Source organism: Levilactobacillus wangkuiensis, assembly GCF_016861605.1.
GTDB classification, from domain to species: domain Bacteria; phylum Bacillota; class Bacilli; order Lactobacillales; family Lactobacillaceae; genus Levilactobacillus; species Levilactobacillus wangkuiensis.
In genome coordinates this window covers 87,160-111,659 of sequence record NZ_BOLM01000009.1, presented here as the reverse complement: position 1 = coordinate 111,659, position 24,500 = coordinate 87,160, and the positions used below count along the sequence as shown (strand labels likewise).

Sequence of the window (24,500 nt, the reverse complement as noted above, 5' to 3'; positions counted from 1 at the left end):
GTCAGCTTATTTTGGTTAAAAATGATGTTGATTGGCTAAATCTTCTTCGCGTCTTTTCAGGGGCCGTTGCCATTCCACCGTGAACCACAGGAGGAGGAAGATAACGAAGCTGGCCAAGCTAATGGTCATGCCCAACTTCAGTCCTGGCGTGGTGTAGTGCAGGACAACGTGGTTCTTACCCGGCTTGAGCGGCACGCCAATCATTCCCGGATAGTTGTGGTGTACGGGAACCAGGGATTGCGCGTGTGTGGCTGATTGGATGGCGACTGGCTTGCCGTTAACCGTTGCCGACCAGCCCGGTGTCTTCGGAATCGCGACGTAAAGCAGGTTGCGGTCCGTGGTCCCCGTGACGTCCCCGGACAACCAGGAGACGCCGCTGTTGGCCCGCAACTTGAACCGTTGTTGCTTCAGGCTATCGGCCAGTTTGACGTATTTACGCTCGTTCATTGAGGCAAACTGGTTGGTGTAGCCCGCCAGTGGCGTCTGAGTGATGTAACTGATTTTCAACACATCGCCCTTGGTGAACCAGCCCAATTTTGCCAAATACCGGTAACCATCGGCCTTGATCATGGGTCTAACCGAACGGCCGTTGACCGCTAGACTCGAGTAGATCATCGCGTTGGCCGGTGAATAACCGTGCAACAGGCCGGTCGCGTTGACCCGCACCTTAAACGTTTGGACAAAGCGTTGGCCCGGCATTTCGGTTGAGCCGGCAACCCGTTTCAGGTCGTCCTCGTGGGCGCGGTGGGTCGTGACGCTCAAGACCTTCACGGGCGCCAACGTATTCTTAGGCGCATCTAAGGCCGCCAGAATACGCTGCTGGTTGATCAGCGCCGCCTGGTCATCCAACTGAAGCTTGCCAAATTTCTGCGGCACTGCGAAGCCGAAACCGGCGTACGTATCCAGCAATGAGATGGGGTCTTTGTGTTTAGCGTTCAGCCGATATTTAACGCCCATCAGCGTGTCACTCAGACTAGTATAGCCCTGGGAACTGATCCGCCGCACGTTGGGACTGAAGTAGCCGAGGTCGTGTTGGAAGACCCGGGCCTGCTCGTTCAGCGTAGAGCTGTAGTAGCTGACGCCGGGATAATTGAACATGATGGCGTCGTTGTAGTGGTTGTAAACACCTTCATAGGCCCGGCCGATTTGCGAATGGCTGAAGTCGATGCGGTGCAGGTTGGGCTTCGGTTTGGCAGCCGTCACCCGGTTGAGGGTCGCAGCGTCCTTTTGATAGTATTTTTCAAACTTAGGCTGAGACCCCCATTCCATGCCCTGCGTGGCGATTAGGAAGGTGCCACCCAGTTCAAATGAAATCAGGATGCCCATTAATCCCAGCCGAATCGGGCGCCACTCGGTGATAAAGAGCAGCATCGTGTTGAGTAACAGGAGTCCTAACGCCGGCCACAGCAGGTGAAAGGCCGGTTGACTCATGACGTACAGGTCGTGATTGTAGCTGGGCAACAAATGGTCCCAAACGGTCGGAATCACCTGAGCGCTCAGAAACCCAATGACCAGTAAACCCGCGGCCCAGACCAGGGCGAGGACCTTTTGCGGGTCATTCATCGACTGGGACGGGTGCGTTTGCCAAGCCCGGTAGGCCGTCGTCAATGCCAGAAACGTAAAGAAGTAGACGTTGCGGTACGGGAAGCCAGCGGGCTGTTGGAACATGTGCCAGGTGGTGTTCAATACCGTGACGAATAGGCCTAGTCCCATGACAATTAAGAGCCACATCGTTCGCTTCTTTTCCACCGCGTGAATCTGGGGGGAGACGAAGTAGACGATGAGTAGCAGAAACATCAGGGTGCCCATGAACAACGACGGTGCATGGTATAAATGGGACGCGTAGGTGCTGGTCCCCGGCGCAAACTGGGCGAGCACTTCCGGTCCGAACATCGGCGTGGGCAAGTAATTGTTGATGAAGAAATTACTCTTTCCGGTCAGTAGCATCCCCATCGCTGTTGGAATCAGGACAATCATCGACATTCCACCGGCAACCAAGGAACCAATCGTAAATTGGCGAATGGCGGGCCAGTGCATGTGCCAAACGTCCTTGAATGGCGTCGCGTTTGGTTGATGTTCAATGATTAAGTAGATAAAGTACATAACTGAAAATAGGCAAGTCATATAACCCATATAGTAATTGCTGATAATGGTGACGGTTAAGCTAACCGTGTACAGGCCATAGCGGTGCAGGCTGACGATGCGGTGTAGGCCCAAAGCCACCAGTGGCAGCCAAATCAGGGCGTCTAACCACATCATGTCGTAGAAGTACATGCTAACGAACCCGCACAGGCTAAAGGCCGTGGTGAACAGTAACATGGACCAGCCGCTCTTTAGAAAGGCGTGCCGGATGAAAACGGCCATGGTCAGGCCAATCGTGCTAATTTTTAAAATAATGATCCAGGTCATCGCTACCGGCAATTTGGTCGCCGAAAAAAGAAAGACCAGGAGATTGAATGGACTGATGACGTAGTAGGTCAGAAGGGGAATAATCCCGCTTCCAGACCCAAGTGAAAAGGAAAATAGGTGAAACTGCCCGTGCAGGACGGTTGCCCGCAGATTTTCCAGAATGGGGATGTACTGGGTCCCCATGTCGCTAAATAGTAAGTTTCGTGGGCCAAACGGTGTAATCTGTAAACGCCAAAAGATTAGACACAGAATGGCGAATGGAATTAGAAATGCTCCCCCATACACCCAGCGGCTAACTCTTAGGTCCGCTAGGGTGTGCCGTTGTTGCTTCATGAATACCCCTCCGTTATTGATCCTGGTTAAATTGGTCTTTGTCCGCGCCTCCGGGCTGGTGAAAACTGGGCCGTGACGCTGTGGGCGCACGTCTGGAGCCGAAAGACGGTCTCCAGACTTACTTTGGGCCGCTGAGAAACGCGTCTCAAAGATAGCAGTTACCTAAGCGGGAAACCCGCTAAGGTAACTCCCACGGCTGAGCCCATTTTCACCAGCCCTGCGGCTGACACGGAATTTAATCCGCATCAATCGTCGTGGACAGTCTGCTGTTATGATGTGTTGGTGAAAATGGTGTCGCGTTGCGTCCGTTCCCGGCGGTGCGCTCAAAGTGCCCTGCTGTGGGGCCGGTTCCAGCCTGGAAAGCGGGCTTCCACCTCAACTTTGAGCCTGAGAAGCGGTCTCAAAGGTTGCCCCATGCTCTAAATAGAGAAAATCACTCTATTAAGACCATCGACACAGCCGGGCAGTTTGGCCCGCCTCTGGTCACTTCCACGACCGGCCCAGTTTTCCCAGCCCTGCGTCTGACACGGAATTTAATCCGCATCAATCGTCGTGGATGGTTTGCTGTTATTATTTCATGGTACGTCGTTTTTTATCCATGATGATTGCTGACTAGTTTTTAGTCAATTGTGAAGCGATTGGTCGTGACCCGACTCGAAAGTCAGCGGGAATCAAACCAACCAGTACCAAATATGTCTGACTATAATAGAATACCATGCAGACTCTTTGGTTAAAAGTCTACCGCAAAAATGGAGGAGCTCCGCCGGTGATGACCCAAACTTCGTAAAAACTTAGCGTTTAGTTAGGGGAACGACTTAAGCTCGTGGTCAGCACCGGGATTTGTTGCCGATTTTCGGTGATTTGGGGCGGGTGAAATAGGTGAATTTTCAGGGAAGTTTAGCCAAGTCAAGATAGGCGTAACCCGACAACTTAAGGTTACGTTATTGTTAATGGTGTAGGGTATAAGCTTAATTGCCCTGGCCGGAAACGATAAGACCGGGTAACCACTCCGGATACGCAATCAGTTGTGGTAAAATTTAGCTGATTGGCTGCCTAAATCTAGTGGGCGATGCAATTAAATTGTTGTTGGATAAAATGAATTGTAAATTAAATAGCTGGAGATTTGAGACAAATGTTTTAGGCAATCATTAAATGCTGGTGACTTTCATAGTTGTTGAAAGCGCGACATTAAACCTACGTTGGTGACCACTAGTATCAACCAGCGCATCGGCATGTACACAGAAATAACGGTTGGAATTGGTGCGGGTTAAATCTGTGTGAGCCGTAGGGCTGGTGAAAAGGAGCCAGTCGTGGGAGTGACCAGAGGTGAGCCAAGGCGACCAGCTGTGTCGATGGTCTTAGCTGAGTGGTTTTTCTCAGCTTAGAGCATGGGACGACCTTTGAGACCGTACTTTGGCTCAAAGTCGAGGTGGAAGCCCGCACTGTGGCTGGAACCGGCCCCACAGCAGGGCACCTTGAGCGCACCGCCGGGAACGGACGCGACGAGGCTCATTTTCACCAGCCCGGAGGCGCTATCAACGACCGATTTAAACTGAACCAAAACCAAGATAAAATTATTAGGAGGAATGCCCGTTGAGTACTACTGCGAAGGTATTAGTTGTCGAAGATGAAAAGGAATTATCCGCGGACATTGTCGAATTAATTTCGCCAATTTGTGAAACCGAAACCGCTTTTGATGGCGAACAGGGAGAGTTTTTAGCCAGCCAGGATGTGTTTGATGCCATCATTTTGGACCTGATGCTGCCCGGTGAAAGTGGGCTGGACCTGCTTTTACACATCAGAAATAAGGGTATCAAGACCCCCGTACTGATTTTGACCGCGAAGGATACGATTGCTGATAAGTTGCGGGGCTTCAATGATGGGGCCGATGATTATGTCACCAAGCCGTTCCATCGGGAGGAATTACTCGCCCGTATGAAGGCGCTATTGAAGCGGACAGGACATCTGAATAGCTCGGATGTGATTACCCTCGGCCAATTGTCGATCAACACCAGCAAGCATTTAGCCACCTTTAACGGGGAACCTTTGACGTTAAAGGGTCGCGAGTTTGATCTGCTGGCCTATTTGGTGGCCAATCCGGGGACAATCATTACCAAGGAACAAATTTTTAACCGGCTGTGGGGCTTTGACTCCGAGACCAGTCTGTCCGTGGTCGAAGTTTACATGAGTAACCTGCGTAAAGAGCTGAAGAATGCCGGCAGTGACCTGTCGTTGCGGACCATCCGGAATGCGGGGTACATCGTGGAGGCCCCAGATGAGCAATAAAGTCAATCGCGCCCAACAGTGGCGGCTTTTTTGGAGCAGTTTTATCGGCTTCACCCTGATTTTCGTGTTGCTGGGCGTCATCGTGTTCGTGCTGTTTCGGCGAACGATTCTGACGTCTACGGATCAGACACTGCGGGTCGAGCGCAGCGCTCGGCTGGCGGGACCGCCACAACAGAAGACGGTGCAACCTTTTCAAAAGGATAAGCAGGACGCGCAACAGGCCCTGCACCGAACCGCCATTCATCCGTTCATGACGACGACGGTGATTTTTAACACGAACGGGAAAATCTTAAACAAGAACCAACTGGGCTCGCGCTACGAGACATTAAAAAATGTGGTCCTGGACACCGCGCAACAGGGACAACTCCATTCGATCGTCATCAATGGCAAGTATAATTTCCGAACATTATTGGTGAAGGTACCGCAGAACAATACGGACAAGACGGTGGCGGGCAAGTACCTGCTGATTATGGAAAATATTGACCCGCAAAAGGCCGCCATGCATACGTTTACCAAGGTCATGTTGATCACGATGGGTGTCTTCTGGTTGTTGTCAATCTTGATGAGCATGTGGATGTCGCGCTTGACCATGCGGCCGATTCTTCGGTCGTGGGGCCGGCAGACCGAGTTTGTGGGCAATGCCGCCCATGAGTTGCGGACACCGCTAACCATCATCCAAAATAAGCTGGAACTCCTCCTGACGAAACCGAACGATAAAATTATTGATCAGGCGGAAAATATTGCGATTGCCAGTAGTGAAAGTCAGCGACTCCAAAAGCTGACCCAGGATCTGTTAGCGCTAGCGCGGTCGGATTCCAATACGCTGCAAACGAACTTTGAAATGACCCACGTTGCCCAGTTCTTGGACCGGACCGTGGAACCCTACACGGAAATTGCTGCCAGTCAGGGGAAAAAGTTGGTCATGGAACCCGTGGCAGATTTCAAGGCGACGTTGGACCAGAACCTAATCCATCAATTGATGAACATCCTGATTGATAACGCCATGAAGTATTCGCCCAAGGGCAGTACCATCACGGTGACGGCCAAGCTCGTCAATCGCAAATGGCAACTGATTGTCGCCGACCAAGGCATCGGCATTCAGTTGGCCGACCGTAAGCGAATCTTTGACCGGTTCTACCGAGTCGACACGTCTCGGAGCCGTCAAACCGGCGGCAACGGCTTAGGCCTGTCGATTGCGCAGTGGATTGTCAGTCTCCATCACGGCACGATTGCGGTCAGGGACAACCAACCGCACGGGAGCCAGTTTGTGGCGACGTTGCCCCTCAATCCAGAAAATGGGTTGACCAGCCGGCACGAAAAGAAACCCAAGAAAAAGTAAGGCGACTTAACTAAGTGGTCGTCAATCAGGTTCCAGCTAGTTATCTGCGGCTGGAACCTTTTGTTTACCCCGGCCAATACGAAACCATTCAATCCGGAAAAAGTTTCAATGGCGCCGGTTCTATGGTAAGGTTGTTTCATCAAGACCACTGGCTACTGGGACTACTAGTCGTTGTCAGTGCCTCCGGGCTGGTGAAAATGGGCCGTGACGCTGTGGGCGCACGTCTGGAGCCGAAAGGCGGTCTCCAGACTTACTTTGAGTCGCTGAGAAGCGCGTCTCAAAGATAGCAGTTGCCTAAGCGGGAAACCCGCTAAGGCAACTCCCACGGCTGAGCCCATTTTCACCAGCCCTGCGGCTGACCGCGGCTTGGCCCACTAGCCAGCTGGTCATTGGCGACATTGATGATTCTATCAGCCGACGTGATGACTGTAATTAGATGTATTAACAATGAATATAATTAAAATGGTTAGAAATAAACATAATGTTAAAGCAGTTTGATTTGAAACGGTGGCTGAAGTAAATTGTCGCCGCGGTAAAATGCGTGAACCGGTGTTAGTGACCAGAGGCGGGCCAAAGTGCCCAGCTGTGTCGGTGGCCTTGGCTGGGGTCCTTTCCCAGCCTAGCCCACGGGACGACCTTTGAGACCGGTCTTTGGCTCAAAGTCGAGGTGAAAGACCGTTTCTCAGGCTGTAACCGACCCCATAGCAGGGCGCTTTGAGCCTGCCGCCGGGAACGACCAGGTCACGTATTTTTCGCTGGTAAGGTGACGAACAAAGCCAACCGGTTCGGATCAACTGATGAATAAGGAGTATGTCAAAAAGATGTTAACTATCCGCGATATTGCCGCGAAGGCCGGAGTCTCAGTATCGACCGCCTCACGGGCTTTAAATAATAATCCGCGTATTAGCCAGGCGACCCGGGAACGCATCCAGGCGCTGGCCGAGGCGGAGGGGTATTTACCAAACTATAATGCGAAAAATTTAACGGCGGGGGAAGCCAATGCCGTGGGGGTGGTCTTTCCGACCGCGGACCACAGTCATCCCGAGAATCCGTTCTACATTGACCTGTTACGGGGAATCAACGGCCAATTGACCCAACGACATTACGTGTTGTCCGTGGCCATCAGTAAGACGTCCGCAGACCTGTTGGAGAACGTTAAATCCATGGTCGTCCAGGGAAAAATCAAGCGATTCGTCCTGATGTATGCGCACCACGATGACCCGATTGCGGCCTTTCTGCGCCAGCATCACCTGCGCTTCGTGACGATTGGACAGCCGGATGACAACGCCAACGATTACTTCGTGGACAACGATAACCTGCAAGCTGGGATTGGTGGGGCCACCTACCTGCTAGACCAATTGGCGGTCAAGCATCCCGTTTTCGTAGAGTCGGCGCACGACTGGGCCTACGAACAACAACGGCGTCAGGGGTACGAACGCGTCGCTGCCAGTTTCAACGTGGAACCGTTGACCTGCAAGCTGGGCGAGGTCAATCGGGCCCGCTTGTTCATTAAGCAACATCCAGAAATTGATGGCATCATGGCGACCGATGACTTTAACGCGATTGAATTTTATCGTTTGGTTCGCGAACAGTCCAGCATCCGTAATTTTCCGGTGGTCAGCTTCAACCATTCGCTACCAACGGGTTTGACGGATGCAGATTTGCATTCGGTGAACTTGTTCCCGGAAAAAATGGGTTCGGCAACCGTGGCTTTATTGTTTAGTGACCGGGAACCGTTGGACACACCGACCCCCGGACAGATCAGAATTCCGTACGAAATTAAATAGATTGTGAGGGCTTGCACGACTGGCGATAAATCCAGTCGGCAGGCCTTTTTTAATTGTCAGTGGCATAAAAGCGCTTTAAAAAAGTTCACAAAAAAGTTGCGCAAACGGTTGCATTAATTTCAATCCGGTGCAATAATGATTCATGTAATCGTTTTCAGCAATTATTTAAAAATGAGATTTTAGGAGGTTTTCACATGTCAGATGTTGCTTCTGAAAAGGCACCAACAGCTGAAGCCAAGCCCAAAAGTGGCCTGCCTAAACTGCCTGCCAGCACAATTTGGATGATCAACTTTGGTTTCTTGGGGGTTCAAACGGCCTTCACGTTACAAAGTTCTCAAATGAGTCGGATCTTCCAAACCATTGGGGCCGATCCTAACAGTTTAGGGTGGTTCTTCATCTTGCCACCATTGGCCGGCTTGATTGTGCAACCGATTGTCGGGTACTATTCCGACAGAACTTGGGCACCAAAGTGGGGTGGCCGCCGGTTACCTTACCTGTTACTTGGAACGATTGTCGCGGTCATTGTCATGTGCCTGTTGCCTAACTCAGGGAGTATGGGCTTCGGGTACGCGTCACTAGCTGCCTTACTGTTCGGTGCCATTACCGTGGCCTTCCTGGACTTGTCTTCTAACGTTGCGATGCAACCGTTCAAGATGATGGTTGGGGACATGGTCAACGATGACCAGAAGAGTTACGCTTACGGGATTCAAAGTTTCTTATCCAACACGGGTGCCGTTTTAGCCGCCATCCTGCCATTCCTGTTTGCCGCAATTGGGATTGCCAACACCGCTTCTAAAGGGGTTGTGCCCGCAACGGTTAAGGTTGCCTTCTACGTTGGGGCTATCCTGTTGGTCATTACGAGTTTATTCACGATTTTCCGGGTTCACGAATATGATCCAGATACTTATGCAAAATACCATGGCATTACCAAGGAAGATAACGCTGAAGGTGGGAACTGGTGGACGTTACTGAAGTCCGCACCTAAGGTCTTCTGGACCGTTACCTTAGTTCAATTCTTCTGCTGGGTTGCCTTCCAATACCTGTGGACTTACTCCGCCGGTGCTATCGCTGCCAACGTTTGGCACACGACGAACGCCGCATCCGCTGGCTACCAGGCTGCTGGTAACTGGTACGGGGTCTTAGCCGCCGTTCAATCCATCGCTGCTGTTATTTGGTCATACGTTTTGGCTAAGTTACCAAACAACGTGCACAAATTGGGTTACGCCGGGAGCTTAGGTTTAGGGGCTCTTGGGTTTATCTCCGTCTTCTTCCTGCACAACCAATACGCTTTGATCGTGTCATTTATCTTAGTTGGGATTGCTTGGGCTGCGATGAACACTTACCCATTGACTATGGTTACCAACGCTTTGTCCGGTGCCCACATGGGGACTTACCTGGGGTTATTCAACGGATCAATTTGCTTGCCACAAATCGTTGCTTCCTTAGCTAGTTTCGCTTTGTTCCCACTGCTCGGTGGTGCCCAAGCCAACATGTTCTTGTTAGCTGGTGTCATCATGGCTATCGGTGCCTTCTCCGTCGGCGCCATCAAGGAAACTTACAAGGCTTAAACGGATGCTTAATTCGCCTTACCGGGTGAGAAAAATGAGACTGGAACGCTGGGGGCAGGACGCCCGAAGCCGAAGGGCGGTCTTCGGGCTCGCTTTGAGCCTCTTAGACCGAGTCTCAAAGTCGCCATTTACTGAGCAGTGCGCTCAGTAAATCCCCCGGCTGAGCTCATTTTTCTCACCCTCACGGCTAACATCGGTTTAAACCGGTCAGTTCTTTTCCTTAACTGATTGCTTCGATTTGATTGGAGCTTTCTTGTATGATGTAACTTAGACTCCGGTCCCATTTACAGGCTCCCGGAGGCGGACAGTACACCATTTATAACATTGTAAATAAACTGGTCAAAGGAACTTTGGCTGGGGCGGCCTGAGGGTTTAACCATTTTGGCTGAGCGCTTGGGTCGCTTTTCTTTTAAACGAAAATAACACACTTAAAAAAGGAGACATGTTTACCATGAAACGTATTTTTGAGGTACAACCTTGGAACGTCATTACCCATACTTTTGACCCCCAAGACAAGCGTCTTCAGGAATCCATGACTAGCTTAGGTAACGGCTACATGGGAATGCGGGGCGACTTTGAAGAAGGTTACTCTGGCGACTCTTTACAAGGCATTTACTTGGGTGGTGTCTGGTACCCAGATAAGACCCGGGTCGGCTGGTGGAAGAACGGTTATCCTAAGTACTTCGGTAAAGTGGTCAATGCCGTTAACTTCATCAAATTACCCATCGAAATCAATGGTCAAGCCGTTGATTTAGCCAAGGATAAGTTTAGTGACTTCACCTTGGACCTCAACCTACAACAGGGTGTCTTGAACCGGTCATTTACGGTTGAACGCGGGGACGTCAAGGTTGCCTTGACCTTCCAACGCTTCCTGAGTGTGGCCCAACAAGAACTCTCCGTTCAAAAGGTCACGGTCAAGAACTTGAGCGACGCCAGCGTTGACGTCACCATCAAGCCAAGCATCGATGCCGATGTGAAGAACGAAGAAGCCAACTATGACGAACGGTTCTGGGACGTCTTGGCCGCAGAACAAGGCCAAGACAGCGGTAGCGTGGTTGCCAAGACGACGCCTAATCCATTTGGCACCCCACAATTCACTTCTGGGATGGAAATGCGGACCGTGACGGATCTTAAGAGCGTGGCCGTTACCCAACCGAACGACAAAGAAGTGGTCAACGCTTACACCGGGAGTTTAGCCCCACAAGCAACCACTGAATTAGAAAAGCGGGTTATCGTAGTGACTTCCCGTGACTACGACAGCCAAGAAAAATTAACGGCCGCGATGCACGAACTTAGCGACAAGGTTGCCAAGTCTTCCTATGAAGATTTATTCGACGCCCACACCAGCATCTGGGGCAAGCGTTGGGAAAAGTCCGACGTGGTCATCAACGGCGACGACGAATCGCAACAAGGGATTCGTTTCAACCTGTTCCAGCTGTTCTCCACTTACTACGGTGAAGATTCTCGCTTGAACATTGGGCCTAAAGGATTCACGGGTGAGAAGTATGGTGGTGCTACTTACTGGGATACTGAAGCCTTCGCCGTTCCTGTTTACCTGGGAATCACGAACCCCGAGGTTACCCGCAACCTGTTGATGTACCGTTACAAGCAATTGGACGGTGCCTACATCAACGCCAAGGAACAAGGCTTAGACGGTGCCCTCTTCCCAATGGTGACGTTCGATGGGATCGAATGCCATAACGAATGGGAAATCACCTTCGAAGAAATTCACCGGAATGGTGACATTGCCTTCGCCATTTACAACTACACCCGTTACACGGGCGATACCAGCTACGTCCTGCATGAAGGGGCCAAGGTCTTGACCGAAATTTCTAAGTTCTGGGCCGACCGGGTACACTTTAGCAAGCGGAACAACAAGTACATGATCCATGGGGTCACGGGTCCTGACGAATACGAAAACAACGTTGACAACAACTGGTACACCAACATTTTGGCCCAGTGGACGTTGAAGTACACGTTGGAAATCTTGGGTAAGGTTGATAAGGAAACGGCTAAGAAGCTGAACATTTCTGCCGACCAAAAGGCCAAGTGGCAAGATATTGTTGACCGGATGTACCTGCCTTACGACAAGGACTTGAACATCTTCGTCCAACACGATGGCTTCCTGGACAAGGACATCGAACCCGTCAGTGCTATTCCAGACGGTCAACGGCCAATCAACCAAAACTGGTCGTGGGACAAGATCTTGCGTTCACCTTACATCAAGCAAGGGGACGTGCTCCAAGGTATTTGGGACTTCATCGACGACTTTACGCCGGAACAAAAGAAGTCAAACTTTGATTTCTACGAACCATTGACGGTTCACGAATCAAGTCTGTCTCCCGCAATTCACTCCGTCTTAGCCGCTGACTTGCACTACGAAGACAAGGCCGTTGAACTGTACAACCGGACGGCCCGTTTGGACCTGGACAACTACAACAACGATACGGTCGATGGCTTACACATCACGGCCATGACCGGTGGTTGGATTGCCGTGGTTCAAGGATTCGCTGGCATGCGGGTTCGCGATGGGCAATTACACTTTGCGCCATTCCTGCCTAAGCAATGGAAGAGCTACAGCTTCCGTCAAGTCTTCCGTGGTCGCCTGATTGAGGTCAGCGTTCACGCTGATGGTCCACACTTCAAGTTGATCAGTGGGGAACCATTGACGATTGACGTGGCTGGCGAAAAGGTCAACTTAAGCGCCGCAGTCACTGAGTAAAAATGTGTACGACTTCGTTCCCGGCGGCGGGCTCAAGCGGCCCTGCTGTGGGGTCGGTTCCAGCCGAAGGGCGGGCTTCCACCTCAACTTTGAGCCTGAAAAGCGGTCTCAAAGGTTGCCCCATGGGCTAAGCTGAGTAAGAAACCTCAGCTAAGGCCATCGACACAGCTGGGCGGCTTGGCCCGCCTCTGGTCACTGACAGGGTTCGCACCCGTTTTTATCAAGCTGATGGCTAAACAGTTCTGCTGGCGCCTCCGGTATGGTGAAAATGAGACCGGTTCGCTGTGGGCGCCCGCCCGGAGCCAAAAGGCGGTCTCCAAGCTTACTTTGAGCCTCCTAACCCGAGTCTCAAAGATAGCAGTTTCCTAAGCGGTAAACCGCTAAGAAACCTCCCCCAGCTGAGTTCATTTTCACCATGCCTGCGGCTGACACTGATTTAGCCCATAGGTAGGCGGAGTCATCAAGGTTGACTGAATAGAAATCGTACAAAATGTAGTCAAAAGGCAGCACTCACGTTAATTGTGGGCGCTGCTTTTGTTGTCGATTGAGGTTAGGAAGTTCAGTGTGTATCACCATGTGTTTGGCTAACGCTTTGAAACCATTGCTCGGTATAATTTCCGCAAATTTCAATCCGATTCAAGGGGATGATGGCGGTGAAAAAGCAAGATTTCATCATTGACGCTAACTTTAAACGACTGCGAAACTATTGGCTGGCTTACGCACTGGGCCTGGTCACTTACCTGCTGGGACTTTTGATTAATTGTCGCTTGGTTTTCGGCCAATTTGTGCCGGTGTGGGATGGTGTTTCCTGGTATCTGACGGTCAATTTGATAGGACTCTTTCCGGTGATCTGCATTGTCGGTGAAAAGGTGATTGTCCGCCATTACCGACGCAGGGTGCCGCAGTTTGGCGATGCCACGGCCCCGCTTCAGGACCACCATGTCTATGCGCACATGGGTGGGCCTTTCTTGATTGGTGGTGCCATACGTATTAAACGTCCGACCAGTCACGCCGGCAATTTTGATTATGTGATTCGCCGGTCAATTGATTTCTTGGGTGTGGTGTTGGCGCCACTAGTCTTAGTCGGTTTGTTGGGGATACTTGGCTGGCAACAGTTGATGAGTCGGTAAAATAGTCCTCACCGTAAGTGGTGGGGGCTATTTTAGTCGCTGTTTTAGCGAATTGCCCGTACCAACTCATCAGTCAAGAAATGGGCTAACTGTTGAATCGTTTGATCCGCCGTGGTCAGGGTCATGATGGAGGTGTCGGTGCGAATAAAGTTGGTCGGCAGGGGCATCAGGTTGTAGCGACCCGCGGGCAAGTGGCGTTCGGCCAGTTTGCGGGTCGTGATGGTTGTGGCATTGGTCATGTTGAAGACGGTTTTCAGGGCGCTGGCTGGCGTCGGTAAGAACAGTTGGTTGCGGGGGTGAATGCCGACGCGCTTGAAGAGATTGTCTACGTAGGCCTGAAATTCGGAATGACCAGAAAGCCCGACGTATCGGCACTCTGCCATTCTGGTCAGCGTGTCGTCCTCCAAAGGCAGATAGAGCGTACTGGGATCGAATGGCTGACAGGAGTCGGCAATCGGCAGGTAGAAAACGGGCGAGGGGAGGTCGTTGATTTCAATGTCCGCGGCATTCCAACGCTGGCCAATTGAAATATCGATAGCGCCCTCAGCCAGGTCGCTGGCCACGTGGCGGGTCTGCGATTGGGTGAGTTCGATGTTGGCTTGGGGATGAGCATCCAGGTAGCGCGTGATGGCGTCGATAATGTCCTCGGTCAGAAAGGGATTCCCGTTGCTGATGCGGATGGGACGGGATTGCTGGGCTTTGAGGTTTTCAATGCCCGTGTTTAGGCTGTCCTCAGCACTGGCGATTTTTTTCAGGCTGCTAAGAATAAAGGTCCCAAATTTGGTGAGCTCAATCGGCTTGTCGCGCCGGTTGATCAGGACGACGCCAAACTTGGTTTCCTCGTCCTTTAAAATGCGGCTCACGTAAGGCTGACTCAGGTAAAGCCGGTCGGCAATTTCTGAGATGGTGGCAGAAAATTCGACTGCTTGCAAAATACTTAATAGGGTTCGCTGACGATTCATGGGATTAGGCTCCTTTGGTCATGGGTTATTACACTTTGGTTATATTTTAAGAATGAATGCGTATTGGTCAGGGACGCTCTTTGCTAATATAATAGCACTTGTGAACGGATTTACAAATTAAAAGATAACCAAAAATCACCCAGGAGGTAATAGTCATGACCAATCGAATTTGTGATATTTTAGGAATTGAGAAGCCCATTATTCAGGGGCCACTACTGTGGTTGACGGATGCTAAATTGGTGGCCGCCGTTAGTAATGCCGGTGGCTTAGGGATGCTGGGGTTCAACGCGGACCAAACCACGGTCACGAAATCTTTGGACGAGACGATTGAGCGGATGCGTACAGAAATTCACAAAACCAAGGCACTGACCGACAAGCCGTTTGGATTGAATTTCGGACCGACCGGCGATCCCAAGACCGATACCTTTACGCGGCCAACGCTAGACCTGATCTATGCCGAAAAGATTCCGGTGGTGGCCTACGTGGGCCCCATCGTCCCAGCCTTGTTCAAGGAATTACACGAACACGGGGTCAAAATCGTTTACCGGTACATCACCCCGTCCGTTGAGAACGCCCAAGAGGCCGAAGCCAACGGTGCCGACATCATTGTGGCGACTGGTTTTGACGAGGGGGGTACCGTCCCCGAAAGAACGGTTGGGACCCTGTCCATCGTGCCGTTATTGGTCGATGCGGTTGACCATACCCCAATCATGGCCGCTGGGGGCATTACGGATGCCCGGACGGCGAAGGCCGCCTTTGCCCTTGGTGCGGAAGGTGTGTACTGCGGCACGGCCTTTCTGATGAGTCAAGAATCGCGGATGGCCGAGAACATCAAGCAACAGGGTGTTACGACTAATGCCGATGACATGTTGATGTACCGGTCAGAACCGGCCTACTACCGGTCCTTGCCGGGGGAATTACCGAACCACTTGTTGGAGATGAACCAAGCTGGCGCAACTGGTCAGGAAATTTTCAAGGCCTCTAATGCGTATGATGGTATGCGTCAGGGGATGCTGGTCGGGGACCTCAGTAAGGGGTACGCCTCGTTTGGTCTTGGGATTTCTAACATCCACACGATTGATCCCGTACAAACAATTGTTGATCGAATTAGCGCAGGAATTCCTGCATAGAAATTAAAAAGGAGCCGTGACGATTGGGTCACAGCTCCTTTGTCATATATTGTGTTTAAAAGTCGTTTGGCATATTTTCCTGTTGCTGTTCCTTGGCCTTGACCATGGGCGCGTCTTCTTGCCAGTAGGCCAGCCACTCACCGTGCGTGGTCAGGCTTTCCAAGTCGAGTTGGTCCTTGACCAAAAAGTCTTGTTCGAGCCGCTCTTTGAAAGTGGTGAGGAGGTGCTGCATGGTCGCGAGGTTGGCGTTCAGGTCGTCGCTACCCATGTTGGCGATGTCTGCTTCAAATTCAGTGCGGATAGCGGTTTCAATTTTACGCAGTTGCCGTTCCTTGTCACGGGCTAACTTCGGTTGGTTATGCACGTCAAACGCCATGGCGGGGCTCACGCCAACGAATTGCGCGCTGATTTTAGGTAAGTCGAGGCCGTAGGGAACCTGATCTTCATCCCGGTTGCCATAAACGGTAAAGTCGCGAATGACCGTTAAGATTTCTGTCATGTGATTTTCTCCTTTTTAGGAACAATGTTAACTCAAGTTTACGGCAGGGAAAAACCCACGTCAAACGAAGCCGCGGGCAGGGTTTGACGTGGGTCAGATTTTGAAATTTTGTTCAGTCTTAGTAATGGACTGTGTCGTTTGACCGGGAAACGGTGTTAGGTCGTTTGATTGGTTCTACACAGCTCTGTCCCGAGTCTGGCAGCCTCCGAAACGTGCTACACGGGGCAGGTCCCTGCGCTTAACCCCGGTTCAGCAATGACCGTGCACGTTGACCGGGAAACGGTGTTAGGTCGTTTGATTGGTTCTACACAGCTCTGTCCCGAGTCTGGCAGCCTCCGAAACGTGCTACACGGGGCAGGTCCCTGCGCTTAACCCCGGTTCAGCAATGACCGTGCACGTTGACCGGGAAACGGTGTTAGGTCGTTTGATTGGTTCTACACAGCTCTGTCCCGAGTCTGGCAGCCTCCGAAACGTGCTCCGCGAGGCAACTCCCTCCGCTTAACCACTGGTTCAGTAACGAATTACACGTTGACTAGAAAGAGTGTTAGGTCGTTTGACTGGTTCTACGAGGTTCTATCCCGGTCCTGGCAGCTTCTGAAACGTGCTCCGCAAGGCAACTCCCTCCGCTTAACCCCATTAAGCACCGGACCGGGTCCCCCGGTCGGGCACTTAATGACGTTAATGCTCAGGAGTTAACAGCCTTGCTCCGCACTCTGTCTACCAGCTAGCCTTCCGGACCCCAGGAATCTGTCCCTGATGGGCTAATTGGCGGAAGTTTAACCGGGACAAACCGAACTTGCGCATGTAGGCGTGTGGTCGGCCGTCGAGGCGGTCTCGGTGGTGCATCCGGGTTGGGGAGGCATCCCGCGGTAACAGGGCGAGTGCTTCGTAATCGCCCGCTGCCTTTAATTCAGCGCGGCGTTCCGCGTACTTTTCAACGGTTTTTTCAATCCGTTTTGCTTTTGCAATCTTTGACTTCTTTGCCATGAATAGATGTCGCTCCTTTATAAATAGTAATAATTACGTTTTACTAACTTATCATAGCGGCCATTTAATTGTCAAACGAAGCGACTCGGAATCTTTCGGTAGATGAAATCACTTAACGTTGCTAAAAAAATCTGACCACCCACATAAAGTGGCAAGTCAGATTTTTTAACAACTATTTTTAGAAAAACGCACGCGGAAAAACATTTTGCTAATACTGACGATAGGCTAAGCCGACCACCACAAGTAAGCACGTGATGGTGAGTTAAACCAGTGTCAGCCACAGGTTTGGTGAAAATTCGCCAGCACGGTAAGTGTCAGTGACCAGAGGTGGGTCAAAATGCCCGGCTGTGTCGGTGGTCTTGGCTGAGGTCCTTTCTCAGCCTAGCCCACGGGACGACCTTTGAGACCGCACTTTGGCTCAAAGTCGAGGTGGAAGCCCGTTTCTCAGGCTGGAACCGACCCCATAGCAGGGCATTTTGAACCCACCGTCGGGAACGAAAAGTTACCGTATGTCGGCGCAATTTTCACTAAACCTGACGCGCAGACAACGATCGTTTATCTCACCAAAATCAAGGGCTTAGTAAGTGATGTCGTAGATGATTTCGTCGCGCTTGGTCTCGCCTGGCGCCAGCTTAACGTCCCCAAATTCAGGGAAGTTCTGTGAGTCGGGAAGTCCTTGCGCTTCCAACGCAACGCCCATGTAAGGCTGGCCAGCGCCGGTCGTCAACTTCATGTCGGACGTGAAGGAGTTCGCGGTGAAGACCACGAGGCCGTTACGCTTGGACTTGATGGTGACGGCCCGGTTGGATTGCGGATCGGATAATTTAGCGACCATGTCGTCGGCACCGGGAACCACGTGGTACACGTCATCGAAGCCCTTTTCGGGAATGTCTTGGAGTCCACGGATGGCCTTGCCTAAGTTTTGACCATCGGCGAAATCGTAAGGGGTACCGGCGTTAGCGACCATTTTCCCGGTCGGTAATTTTTCGCCATCCAGGTCGAGGTGTTCTTGACTGTTGATCTGCAACGTTTGTCCGGAAATCAACTGGTCATCGCCGACGTTAAAGTAGACGTGCAGCGTTGGGTTGAAGAGGGTGAGCGCCGTGCTAGTGGCTTCGAAGGCCAGGGTCACGCGGTCGTGGTTGTCCAGACTGTAGATCATTTTAGCGGTCAGGTCGCCAGGGAAGGAATCGTCGGTGCTCTTGAAGGTGTGGGTCAAAATGATCCGCGCCTTGTCGGGGTCCGTGGTGTCCAGGTTGCCGGCCCAGTTGACCGTGTTGAAGCCGTGGGGACCACCATGCAGGGTATTCTTGCCTTCATTAGGATCAACGTGAACGGTTTGACCGTCTAAGTCGAAAGTTCCCCGGGTGATTCGCCCAGCGGTTCGGCCAATGCCCATGCAAACGTAGAACGGATTGTCGAGGTAATCGGCCATCTTGTGGTAAGATAGCACCAGATTCTTATCACCCTTGGCAGTCGGCACCATTAACTGGTGCAACGTGGCTCCCCAGCTCAGGATGGCAAGCTTCACACCATTGTCATTTTCAATGGTGTATTCAGTGACGGCTTCATTTTGGTAGGTATCCCAGTGGTTCGTAGCAGTTTGCATAGCAAGTCCTCGTTTTCTATTTGTCTAAAGCGGTTTCATTTAAGTCTATCATATATTTTTGTCCGGACAATTGTCAAATGAATTTCTAACAAAAACCAATAATTGGTGCGGTTAATCACAAGCCGGTCGGCAGGCAACGTTCATTTGGCTAAGATGGGCCATAACTTATGCGGATGAATTTCCGAGCAAAAATGTTAACGGTGACAAATGTTTTGTGAACGAAATTTCACTTGTGTACAATTGAGAGAACTGGCATAATGGATTAGTTTAAGGAGGGTTGCGGTATGTGGCGTAAATTACGTTGGTTGCCAATGGTTTTGGGTGCAAGTTGGTTGGGGTTTCACTGGGCAAGTCGGCAGACGACCCCGGCAGAGCCTTTGCGACGACGGCGACCACGGTTAACTTACACGACAACACCGACACTCTTTATTCCTGGCTGGGGCGGCAACGCGTGGACCTATAATGGGTTACTGCGGTGGCTGGCCCGAGTCGGATTTGGTCACAAAGTGTTAACGGTGCGCGTCGACCGTCACGGGGAGTTACATGTCACTGGAAACTGGACCGGCCAAGCCGACAATCCACTGATTCAAGTGATATTTGACCACACGTTTACGGCCGACTATCAACAGCAGATTGGCTGGATCACCGCGATTTTGCGGCATTTAAAAAGCCACGACCACGTGCAAGCCTATAATCTCGTGGCTCACTCGTGGGGTGGCAGTGCTGCAGTTAATAGTTTGTTATTGTACGGTGCGGCGGGGGATGTTCCCCGGCTGAACCGCTTAGTCCTCTTGGGAGCCCCCGTTGATGAACATGATGCGGACCACCCCGTTGATGCCACTTTTCAGCGGCTACGGGCCACGCCGGTCGACTGGTCGGCTCTGGGGACGGGGATGATTCACAATGTCTACGGCACGCTTTCTGGGCGGCTCACGGACGGGTCCGTACCGGTGTCTCAGATTACCCCACTGCGCCCGCTACTAGCGGACAGTGCGCTTGGGTATCAAGAACACCACGTTCCCGGCGTTGGGCACGGTCGCCTACACAGCTCACCACGGATGTGGCGGCTGATTGCCCGGTTACTGTGGGCAGACGAATGAGACAGGCTACCAGCAACTAACCGTTTGAATGGTTTAGTTACTTTTAAACTTCGTCGGCTAAAATGGCCTCAATGACGTCTAATACGCCATCGTGATCATTGTCAGCCGGGGTAATTAGGTTGGCGACCTGTTTCACGGAATCCGTCCCGTTTTGCATCGCGACGCCGAGTCCCACGTGGGCCAGCATCTCCCGGTCATTGTCGTTGTCGCCAAAGGCAGCGATTTCGCTGGGATCGATGTGCCAGGTCTTGGCGAGTTCAGTCAGACCAATGGCCTTGTTCATGTGGGCGGCGACGATGTCGATACTGCCGAAGCCACTGGCCATGGCGTTGATCTGTCCAGGGAACCGGGCGTTGAGTTTAGCGGCCAGTTGCTGGATGGATTCGTTGGGCCACTCACCGTTGATTTTATAAATGGTGTCGTGGACCTGCGTCAGGTCGGGCACGCGAACCACGTTATTGAAGAAGTAGGCCTGAGATTTTGCGTCCGCGGGTTGGTCCGTCTGGTTAATGTAGGTGCCATGGGCACCGGACAGGCGGAGTACTTGTGGCCGGAGGGCTTCATCGGCAAGAATGGCAGTCACCACTTGGCTGACGACCGAGGCATCGACTGGTGTTTCTAACAAGGTCTGGCCCTGGTCAACGATCAAGCTGCCATTTTCCGCGACGAACGTTTGGACGCGGGGCGTGGGGGCAAACACTTTTTCTAAATGGCCAAGGTGGTTACCACTGGCCACGACAAAGTGGATGCCGGCGGCTGTCAGGCGGGTGAGTTGTTGGTCAAAGCGGGTGTGATTGTATTGCCGTTGTGAATTCAGGAAAGTCCCGTCAACGTCGGTGGCAATCAGTTTAATACGTGTCATGTTGGTCTCCTTCATGTGTTAAGAATTTCTAATATTAATGATAAAGACTTCCGGTTAGGAATTCAATGGTGTAGGTTAACGAGAGAATGAAAATAACGGTTCTAATTACTAGTGTTTTTAATCAATATGCTATAAACTATTAATAAATCGGTAACATAAAGACTGAAAATAAGGGTTATAATAAATGGTTAGCGGGTCAGATAGTAGAAGCCACGCTAACGCAATGCAGAAAGGAAGAAAGATTAATGACGCAAACGAACGATTTAAACCAATCCTTGGAATGGTTCTCACAACTCCAAAAGATCATGCGGCCAGTAACCACGATTAAAACGGAGGATATCACGATTTCGTTGGAACAATTTAACTTGTTGCACGCCATCACTGACCAAAAGGAAGAATTCACGCCAACCAAATTTGCTGGGCAAATTGGTGTTTCCAAGTCAATGATCTCCGGTCAAATCTCTCGGTTACTGCGCGCTGGTTTAATCGAAAGCATCGCCTCACAAGTTGACCGTCGTCAACACAACTTAAAGTTGACGCCAGACGGTGTAAAAGTTTACACCCAAGTTCGGGGTCAAGTTGTGGAACGCCTCAACGGCTTGCACGATGACATCTCACAATTAATGTAAGCTCTCGTGCAAACGAGGTGATTTCTGGGTAGACACTGTCTTCCGGGAAAATGAGTCATGAAGTAGCTGAATTTCTAAGTTAAAAATAAGTCCCCTTTACGACTGGAATCTTTCAATCGTGTGACATTTTGGTTAAGATGGCCCAACGCTTTCTTGTCTTAGCTATAATGGAGCATGTAGAAAGAATTTGGAACTGGAGGGGATTTTTTGAATTTGAGGAAAAAGCTCGGCCTATTGGTTACGGTTGCCGCGGGAGCAACATTGGTAGGTCTAAGCTCGGTCAATGTATTACCGAGTCTGAGTGCGAACGAGTCAGTTGCCTACGCAGCGACAACGATTAACGCAAAGCACCAGGGGATGGTTGCGGACGCCAAGACGGCGAACAATGACGCTTTGCAGAACATGATCGACAAGTGGAGTGGGAGTGTCACCATCCACGTGCCAAAGGGGACTTACCTCTTTGACGCGGGGAACATCAAGTTACATTCGAACATCACGTTTAAGTTTGATAAGGGTGCCGTTTTCCGGATTACTGAAGGCAACCGGGTGAACTTTGTTTATCCTAGTCCGGAAGCCGGTTACGACGGCGGTATCAGCAACGTGACTTGGCAAGGCGCCACGTTCCAAGGCGACAACACGTCTGCCGGACAGAGTGTCTTCACCCAAAGTATCCATCACGCCACGAACGTTAACTTTGACAAGTGTGTCTTTGACAACGCCGAATCACCGACTGGCCACTACATCGATATCGATGGGAGCCACAACGTGAATATTACGAATTCCGTTTTCACCGGATTCAACGGGTCACAAGATTTCAAGGAAGCCATTCAAGTGGATTACTCCAACAAGAAGGCCATGTCTTACAAGAACAAGGGCGACCAATACGATAACTTACCTAGTTATGACGTGACGGTCGATAACAACCAGTTCTTGCCAGTTTCCAAGAAGTCCGGGCAAGTCTCTTCGTACGCGCCTAACCCAATTGGTGAACACGCCATCTACGGCCATGGGAAGGCGGGCATCATTCACGACGTCCACTTCACCAACAACACGGTCGTTGATCCTAAGCCACTGATGGACGATGGGGTTGCCACGATTCACTTTAAGGGTATTTCTAACCTGTGGATCACCGGTAACAAATTTATCAACCAACACGTGTTAGGTTCCGGGAACTACATTTACCTGTTGAACTCCGAACCTGCTTACACGATGACCAACCTGAACATCACGGACAACACGTTTACCAACGTTAACCCTACCAAGCAGTACGTTTACTTGGATAGCACGTCCGATGATAACCCAATGACGGACGTCACCATCACTGGGAACAATGCCATCACCCAGAAATTGGGTGCCACGTTTGTGAAGGGGAACTTCCCATTAACTAGCGCCGGCATTGACATCAATGACAACAAGATTACCAAGGGCAGCGTGGTCGACACCGATGTGACCTCGCAACAGACCATCACCGACACGACGGTCAATAAGCCATCTGGTTCCAACTCAACCAGCAAGCCCAACAAGGACAAGCAAAAGCTGAAGAAGCGTAAGCAAACTAACAAGAGTGAAAAGTACGTGGGCGGGTTAGATACCCAACACGCTGAGCTCAAGGATAACTTCGATACTTACTCCCTGTACAATCATATTCGCGGTCACAAGAACTGGAATATCATGAAGTACAACTGGAAGAAGCAAAAGAAGATGCGCGTTTACGTGGATATGCGGGCCACGGCCGATACCGGTGACTGGTACCGCATCCGCTTCAGCAAGAAGTCCACGACCAAGTACTGGATTCGTAAGGGTGCCTTGCAATTCGATACCTTCTCCAACGAAGAATACAGCCGAGACTTAACGCTGATGAAGATTTACCCGGTTTACACGCTGCCATTTAACGATCCGATGTTAGCCAAGCAAAAAGGCACCACGGCGGACATTTCCGAACGGCGCGTCACGATTACCCACCGCGTTAAGCGGACCGATTCTGACGGCAAGGTCACGACTTATTACCAAATGAGTAATGGATTGTGGACCCGGGCCTTAGCCTTCGATCTCGATTCATAAACCATTTTCCTCGCCTTACCGGACGGCAAAAATGGGGCGGAACGCTGTGGGCAGGACGCCCAGAGCCAAAGAGCGGTCTCTGTGCTCGCTTTGAACCGCTGAGTAACGCGTTTCAAAGACGCCATTAAAGAAGCAACGGCGGAGGCCGTCGCTTTTTTAATCCCACGGCTGACCCCATTTTTGCCGTCCTCTCGGCTGAGACTGGTTTAACCATGTCTTTGTCCGTGTGACGATTTTGTAAATAGTTTTATGAGGTCCAACCTGCTTATTTGCGGGTTGGACCTTTTTTGTGCAGTGACGGCATGCAGAGTTGCGGGCAACTATTGTGGTCGGGAGTTCTGTTATCGGCCGCTTGGTTTTGCTACGATTGTTGCGGTGCTTGTGAATTGCTTGAACCTTGGGCGAGATTCTCAGGCGTCTAATAAAGAGATGTTCAGTGATTGAACTGGCACATCGTGGAGGATATCTATAGATGACAAGATTACATAAGCAATTACTACATGCTGGTCTGGCCTTGATGACGGTAGCAACGGTTGGGGCCGCAATCCCTGGAGCGACGGCTAATGCCGCAACGCGGACAGTGCCACAGTCCTTGAGAAATACCTGGTTTGCTTGGGGCGGCGAGGCCGGTGCCCATAAAATTAAGATTACGGCCAAGACGTATACCAACACGTTTGGGTGGTATAGGCATGGCAAATGGATTGTGAATGGCACGAAGTATACGCTGAAACTGGGCAAGAAGGTAAAGAAGAATAAGACCTTTACGTTGAGTAAGCGGGCAGATAAGAATGGCTACCGGACGTTGACGACCAATCTTTCGGATCAGATGGGGAAGACTGTGATGAAGGTTAAGCGCGTCAAAGTTCACAACAAAACCAAGCTGAAGATGGTCGTCAAATTTTCTGAAAACTCTAAGGCAACGAATATGTTCTTCCCGGTTACTAAGAAAATCATTAACACGGATATGAATTAGGACAAGTTAAATTGAGATAGTTGCGGGCGTTTTTGTTCGAGGGATGAAATGTAGAGTTACATGCGTTCTTCCGGGTCGGAAATAGTCTTATCGACCATCTTAGTTTGCTAGGCT

Annotated in this window: 17 protein-coding genes; 11 read left to right on the top strand and 6 right to left on the bottom strand. The window is 51.1% G+C overall.

What is annotated here, in order from left to right:
• Positions 1-15: 15 nt before the first annotated feature.
• Entirely contained in the window at positions 16-2,742 is a 2,727-nt protein-coding gene (locus JUF13_RS08515; RefSeq protein ID WP_203639179.1) for a YfhO family protein, read from the bottom strand.
• A gap of 1,593 nt (positions 2,743-4,335) precedes the next feature.
• Between JUF13_RS08515 and JUF13_RS08510 the strand changes: the two genes are divergently transcribed.
• The 6 genes from JUF13_RS08510 (at position 4,336) to JUF13_RS08485 (ending at position 13,574) form a co-directional block, all read left to right on the top strand.
• On the top strand, positions 4,336-5,028 hold the full coding sequence (locus JUF13_RS08510) for a response regulator transcription factor (RefSeq protein ID WP_203639177.1): 693 nt from the start codon (positions 4,336-4,338) through the stop codon (positions 5,026-5,028).
• On the top strand, positions 5,018-6,367 hold the full coding sequence (locus JUF13_RS08505; RefSeq protein ID WP_203639176.1) for a sensor histidine kinase: 1,350 nt from the start codon (positions 5,018-5,020) through the stop codon (positions 6,365-6,367). The genes JUF13_RS08510 and JUF13_RS08505 overlap by 11 nt, the downstream gene beginning before the upstream one ends.
• Before the next feature lie 821 nt (positions 6,368-7,188).
• The gene (locus JUF13_RS08500) at positions 7,189-8,154 is read left to right on the top strand and encodes a LacI family DNA-binding transcriptional regulator (RefSeq protein ID WP_203639175.1); all 966 of its coding nucleotides are present in this window, start codon (positions 7,189-7,191) and stop codon (positions 8,152-8,154) included.
• A 194-nt stretch (positions 8,155-8,348) separates the two neighbouring features.
• Complete coding sequence (locus JUF13_RS08495; RefSeq protein WP_203639174.1) at positions 8,349-9,722, top strand: SLC45 family MFS transporter; 1,374 nt, start codon at positions 8,349-8,351, stop codon at positions 9,720-9,722.
• Between the two features lie 451 nt (positions 9,723-10,173).
• The gene (locus tag JUF13_RS08490; protein WP_203639173.1) at positions 10,174-12,444 is read left to right on the top strand and encodes a glycoside hydrolase family 65 protein; all 2,271 of its coding nucleotides are present in this window, start codon (positions 10,174-10,176) and stop codon (positions 12,442-12,444) included.
• Between the two features lie 653 nt (positions 12,445-13,097).
• A complete protein-coding gene (locus JUF13_RS08485) occupies positions 13,098-13,574 on the top strand; it encodes a hypothetical protein (RefSeq protein ID WP_203639172.1) in 477 nt (158 codons plus the stop codon).
• A 44-nt stretch (positions 13,575-13,618) separates the two neighbouring features.
• Here the strand turns inward: JUF13_RS08485 and JUF13_RS08480 are convergent, their stop codons facing one another.
• Positions 13,619-14,536 carry a LysR family transcriptional regulator gene (locus JUF13_RS08480; protein ID WP_203639170.1) on the bottom strand — a complete coding sequence of 306 codons (918 nt, stop codon included), beginning with the start codon at positions 14,534-14,536 and terminating at the stop codon, positions 13,619-13,621.
• 155 nt (positions 14,537-14,691) lie between these two features.
• Here JUF13_RS08480 and JUF13_RS08475 point away from each other — a divergent pair, with 155 nt between their 5' ends.
• Positions 14,692-15,666 carry an NAD(P)H-dependent flavin oxidoreductase gene (locus tag JUF13_RS08475; RefSeq protein WP_203639169.1) on the top strand — a complete coding sequence of 325 codons (975 nt, stop codon included), beginning with the start codon at positions 14,692-14,694 and terminating at the stop codon, positions 15,664-15,666.
• Positions 15,667-15,721: 55 nt separating this feature from the next.
• Here JUF13_RS08475 and JUF13_RS08470 read toward each other — a convergent pair whose 3' ends face one another.
• The 3 genes from JUF13_RS08470 to JUF13_RS08460 form a co-directional block, all read right to left on the bottom strand.
• Positions 15,722-16,165, bottom strand: a complete 444-nt coding sequence (locus JUF13_RS08470; RefSeq protein ID WP_203639167.1) for a hypothetical protein — start codon at positions 16,163-16,165, stop codon at positions 15,722-15,724.
• Between the two features lie 717 nt (positions 16,166-16,882).
• Entirely contained in the window at positions 16,883-17,152 is a 270-nt protein-coding gene (gene rpsN / locus JUF13_RS08465) for a 30S ribosomal protein S14 (protein ID WP_203639165.1), read from the bottom strand.
• 577 nt (positions 17,153-17,729) lie between these two features.
• The gene (locus JUF13_RS08460) at positions 17,730-18,761 is read right to left on the bottom strand and encodes an aldose epimerase family protein (RefSeq protein WP_125764640.1); all 1,032 of its coding nucleotides are present in this window, start codon (positions 18,759-18,761) and stop codon (positions 17,730-17,732) included.
• Between the two features lie 284 nt (positions 18,762-19,045).
• Between JUF13_RS08460 and JUF13_RS08455 the strand changes: the two genes are divergently transcribed.
• Positions 19,046-19,861 (top strand): alpha/beta hydrolase, encoded by an 816-nt coding sequence (locus tag JUF13_RS08455; RefSeq protein ID WP_203639163.1) that lies wholly within the window; start codon positions 19,046-19,048, stop codon positions 19,859-19,861.
• A gap of 43 nt (positions 19,862-19,904) precedes the next feature.
• On the opposite strand, the gene JUF13_RS08450 is transcribed toward JUF13_RS08455, so the two are convergent.
• On the bottom strand, positions 19,905-20,723 hold the full coding sequence (locus JUF13_RS08450; protein WP_203639161.1) for a Cof-type HAD-IIB family hydrolase: 819 nt from the start codon (positions 20,721-20,723) through the stop codon (positions 19,905-19,907).
• 245 nt (positions 20,724-20,968) lie between these two features.
• Between JUF13_RS08450 and JUF13_RS08445 the strand changes: the two genes are divergently transcribed.
• From JUF13_RS08445 to JUF13_RS08435, 3 genes are all read left to right on the top strand, one after another.
• A complete protein-coding gene (locus JUF13_RS08445; protein WP_125764646.1) occupies positions 20,969-21,352 on the top strand; it encodes a MarR family winged helix-turn-helix transcriptional regulator in 384 nt (127 codons plus the stop codon).
• 207 nt (positions 21,353-21,559) lie between these two features.
• Positions 21,560-23,413: a glycoside hydrolase family protein gene (locus JUF13_RS08440; protein ID WP_203639159.1), complete on the top strand. Its 1,854-nt coding sequence runs from the start codon at positions 21,560-21,562 to the stop codon at positions 23,411-23,413.
• 472 nt (positions 23,414-23,885) lie between these two features.
• Positions 23,886-24,386 (top strand): hypothetical protein, encoded by a 501-nt coding sequence (locus tag JUF13_RS08435; protein WP_203639157.1) that lies wholly within the window; start codon positions 23,886-23,888, stop codon positions 24,384-24,386.
• Positions 24,387-24,500: the final 114 nt, after the last annotated feature.

What these genes read in the sequence shown, in the direction of transcription:
- JUF13_RS08515 (WP_203639179.1), bottom strand. Translation starts at nt 2,742, where the DNA reads ATGAAGCAACAACGGCACACCCTAGCGGACCTAAGAGTTAGCCGCTGG.
- JUF13_RS08505 (WP_203639176.1), top strand. Translation starts at nt 5,018, where the DNA reads ATGAGCAATAAAGTCAATCGCGCCCAACAGTGGCGGCTTTTTTGGAGC.
- JUF13_RS08500 (WP_203639175.1), top strand. Translation starts at nt 7,189, where the DNA reads ATGTTAACTATCCGCGATATTGCCGCGAAGGCCGGAGTCTCAGTATCG.
- JUF13_RS08495 (WP_203639174.1), top strand. Translation starts at nt 8,349, where the DNA reads ATGTCAGATGTTGCTTCTGAAAAGGCACCAACAGCTGAAGCCAAGCCC.
- JUF13_RS08490 (WP_203639173.1), top strand. Translation starts at nt 10,174, where the DNA reads ATGAAACGTATTTTTGAGGTACAACCTTGGAACGTCATTACCCATACT.
- JUF13_RS08480 (WP_203639170.1), bottom strand. Translation starts at nt 14,536, where the DNA reads ATGAATCGTCAGCGAACCCTATTAAGTATTTTGCAAGCAGTCGAATTT.
- JUF13_RS08475 (WP_203639169.1), top strand. Translation starts at nt 14,692, where the DNA reads ATGACCAATCGAATTTGTGATATTTTAGGAATTGAGAAGCCCATTATT.
- JUF13_RS08470 (WP_203639167.1), bottom strand. Translation starts at nt 16,165, where the DNA reads ATGACAGAAATCTTAACGGTCATTCGCGACTTTACCGTTTATGGCAAC.
- rpsN (WP_203639165.1), bottom strand. Translation starts at nt 17,152, where the DNA reads ATGGCAAAGAAGTCAAAGATTGCAAAAGCAAAACGGATTGAAAAAACC.
- JUF13_RS08460 (WP_125764640.1), bottom strand. Translation starts at nt 18,761, where the DNA reads ATGCAAACTGCTACGAACCACTGGGATACCTACCAAAATGAAGCCGTC.
- JUF13_RS08455 (WP_203639163.1), top strand. Translation starts at nt 19,046, where the DNA reads ATGTGGCGTAAATTACGTTGGTTGCCAATGGTTTTGGGTGCAAGTTGG.
- JUF13_RS08450 (WP_203639161.1), bottom strand. Translation starts at nt 20,723, where the DNA reads ATGACACGTATTAAACTGATTGCCACCGACGTTGACGGGACTTTCCTG.
- JUF13_RS08445 (WP_125764646.1), top strand. Translation starts at nt 20,969, where the DNA reads ATGACGCAAACGAACGATTTAAACCAATCCTTGGAATGGTTCTCACAA.
- JUF13_RS08435 (WP_203639157.1), top strand. Translation starts at nt 23,886, where the DNA reads ATGACAAGATTACATAAGCAATTACTACATGCTGGTCTGGCCTTGATG.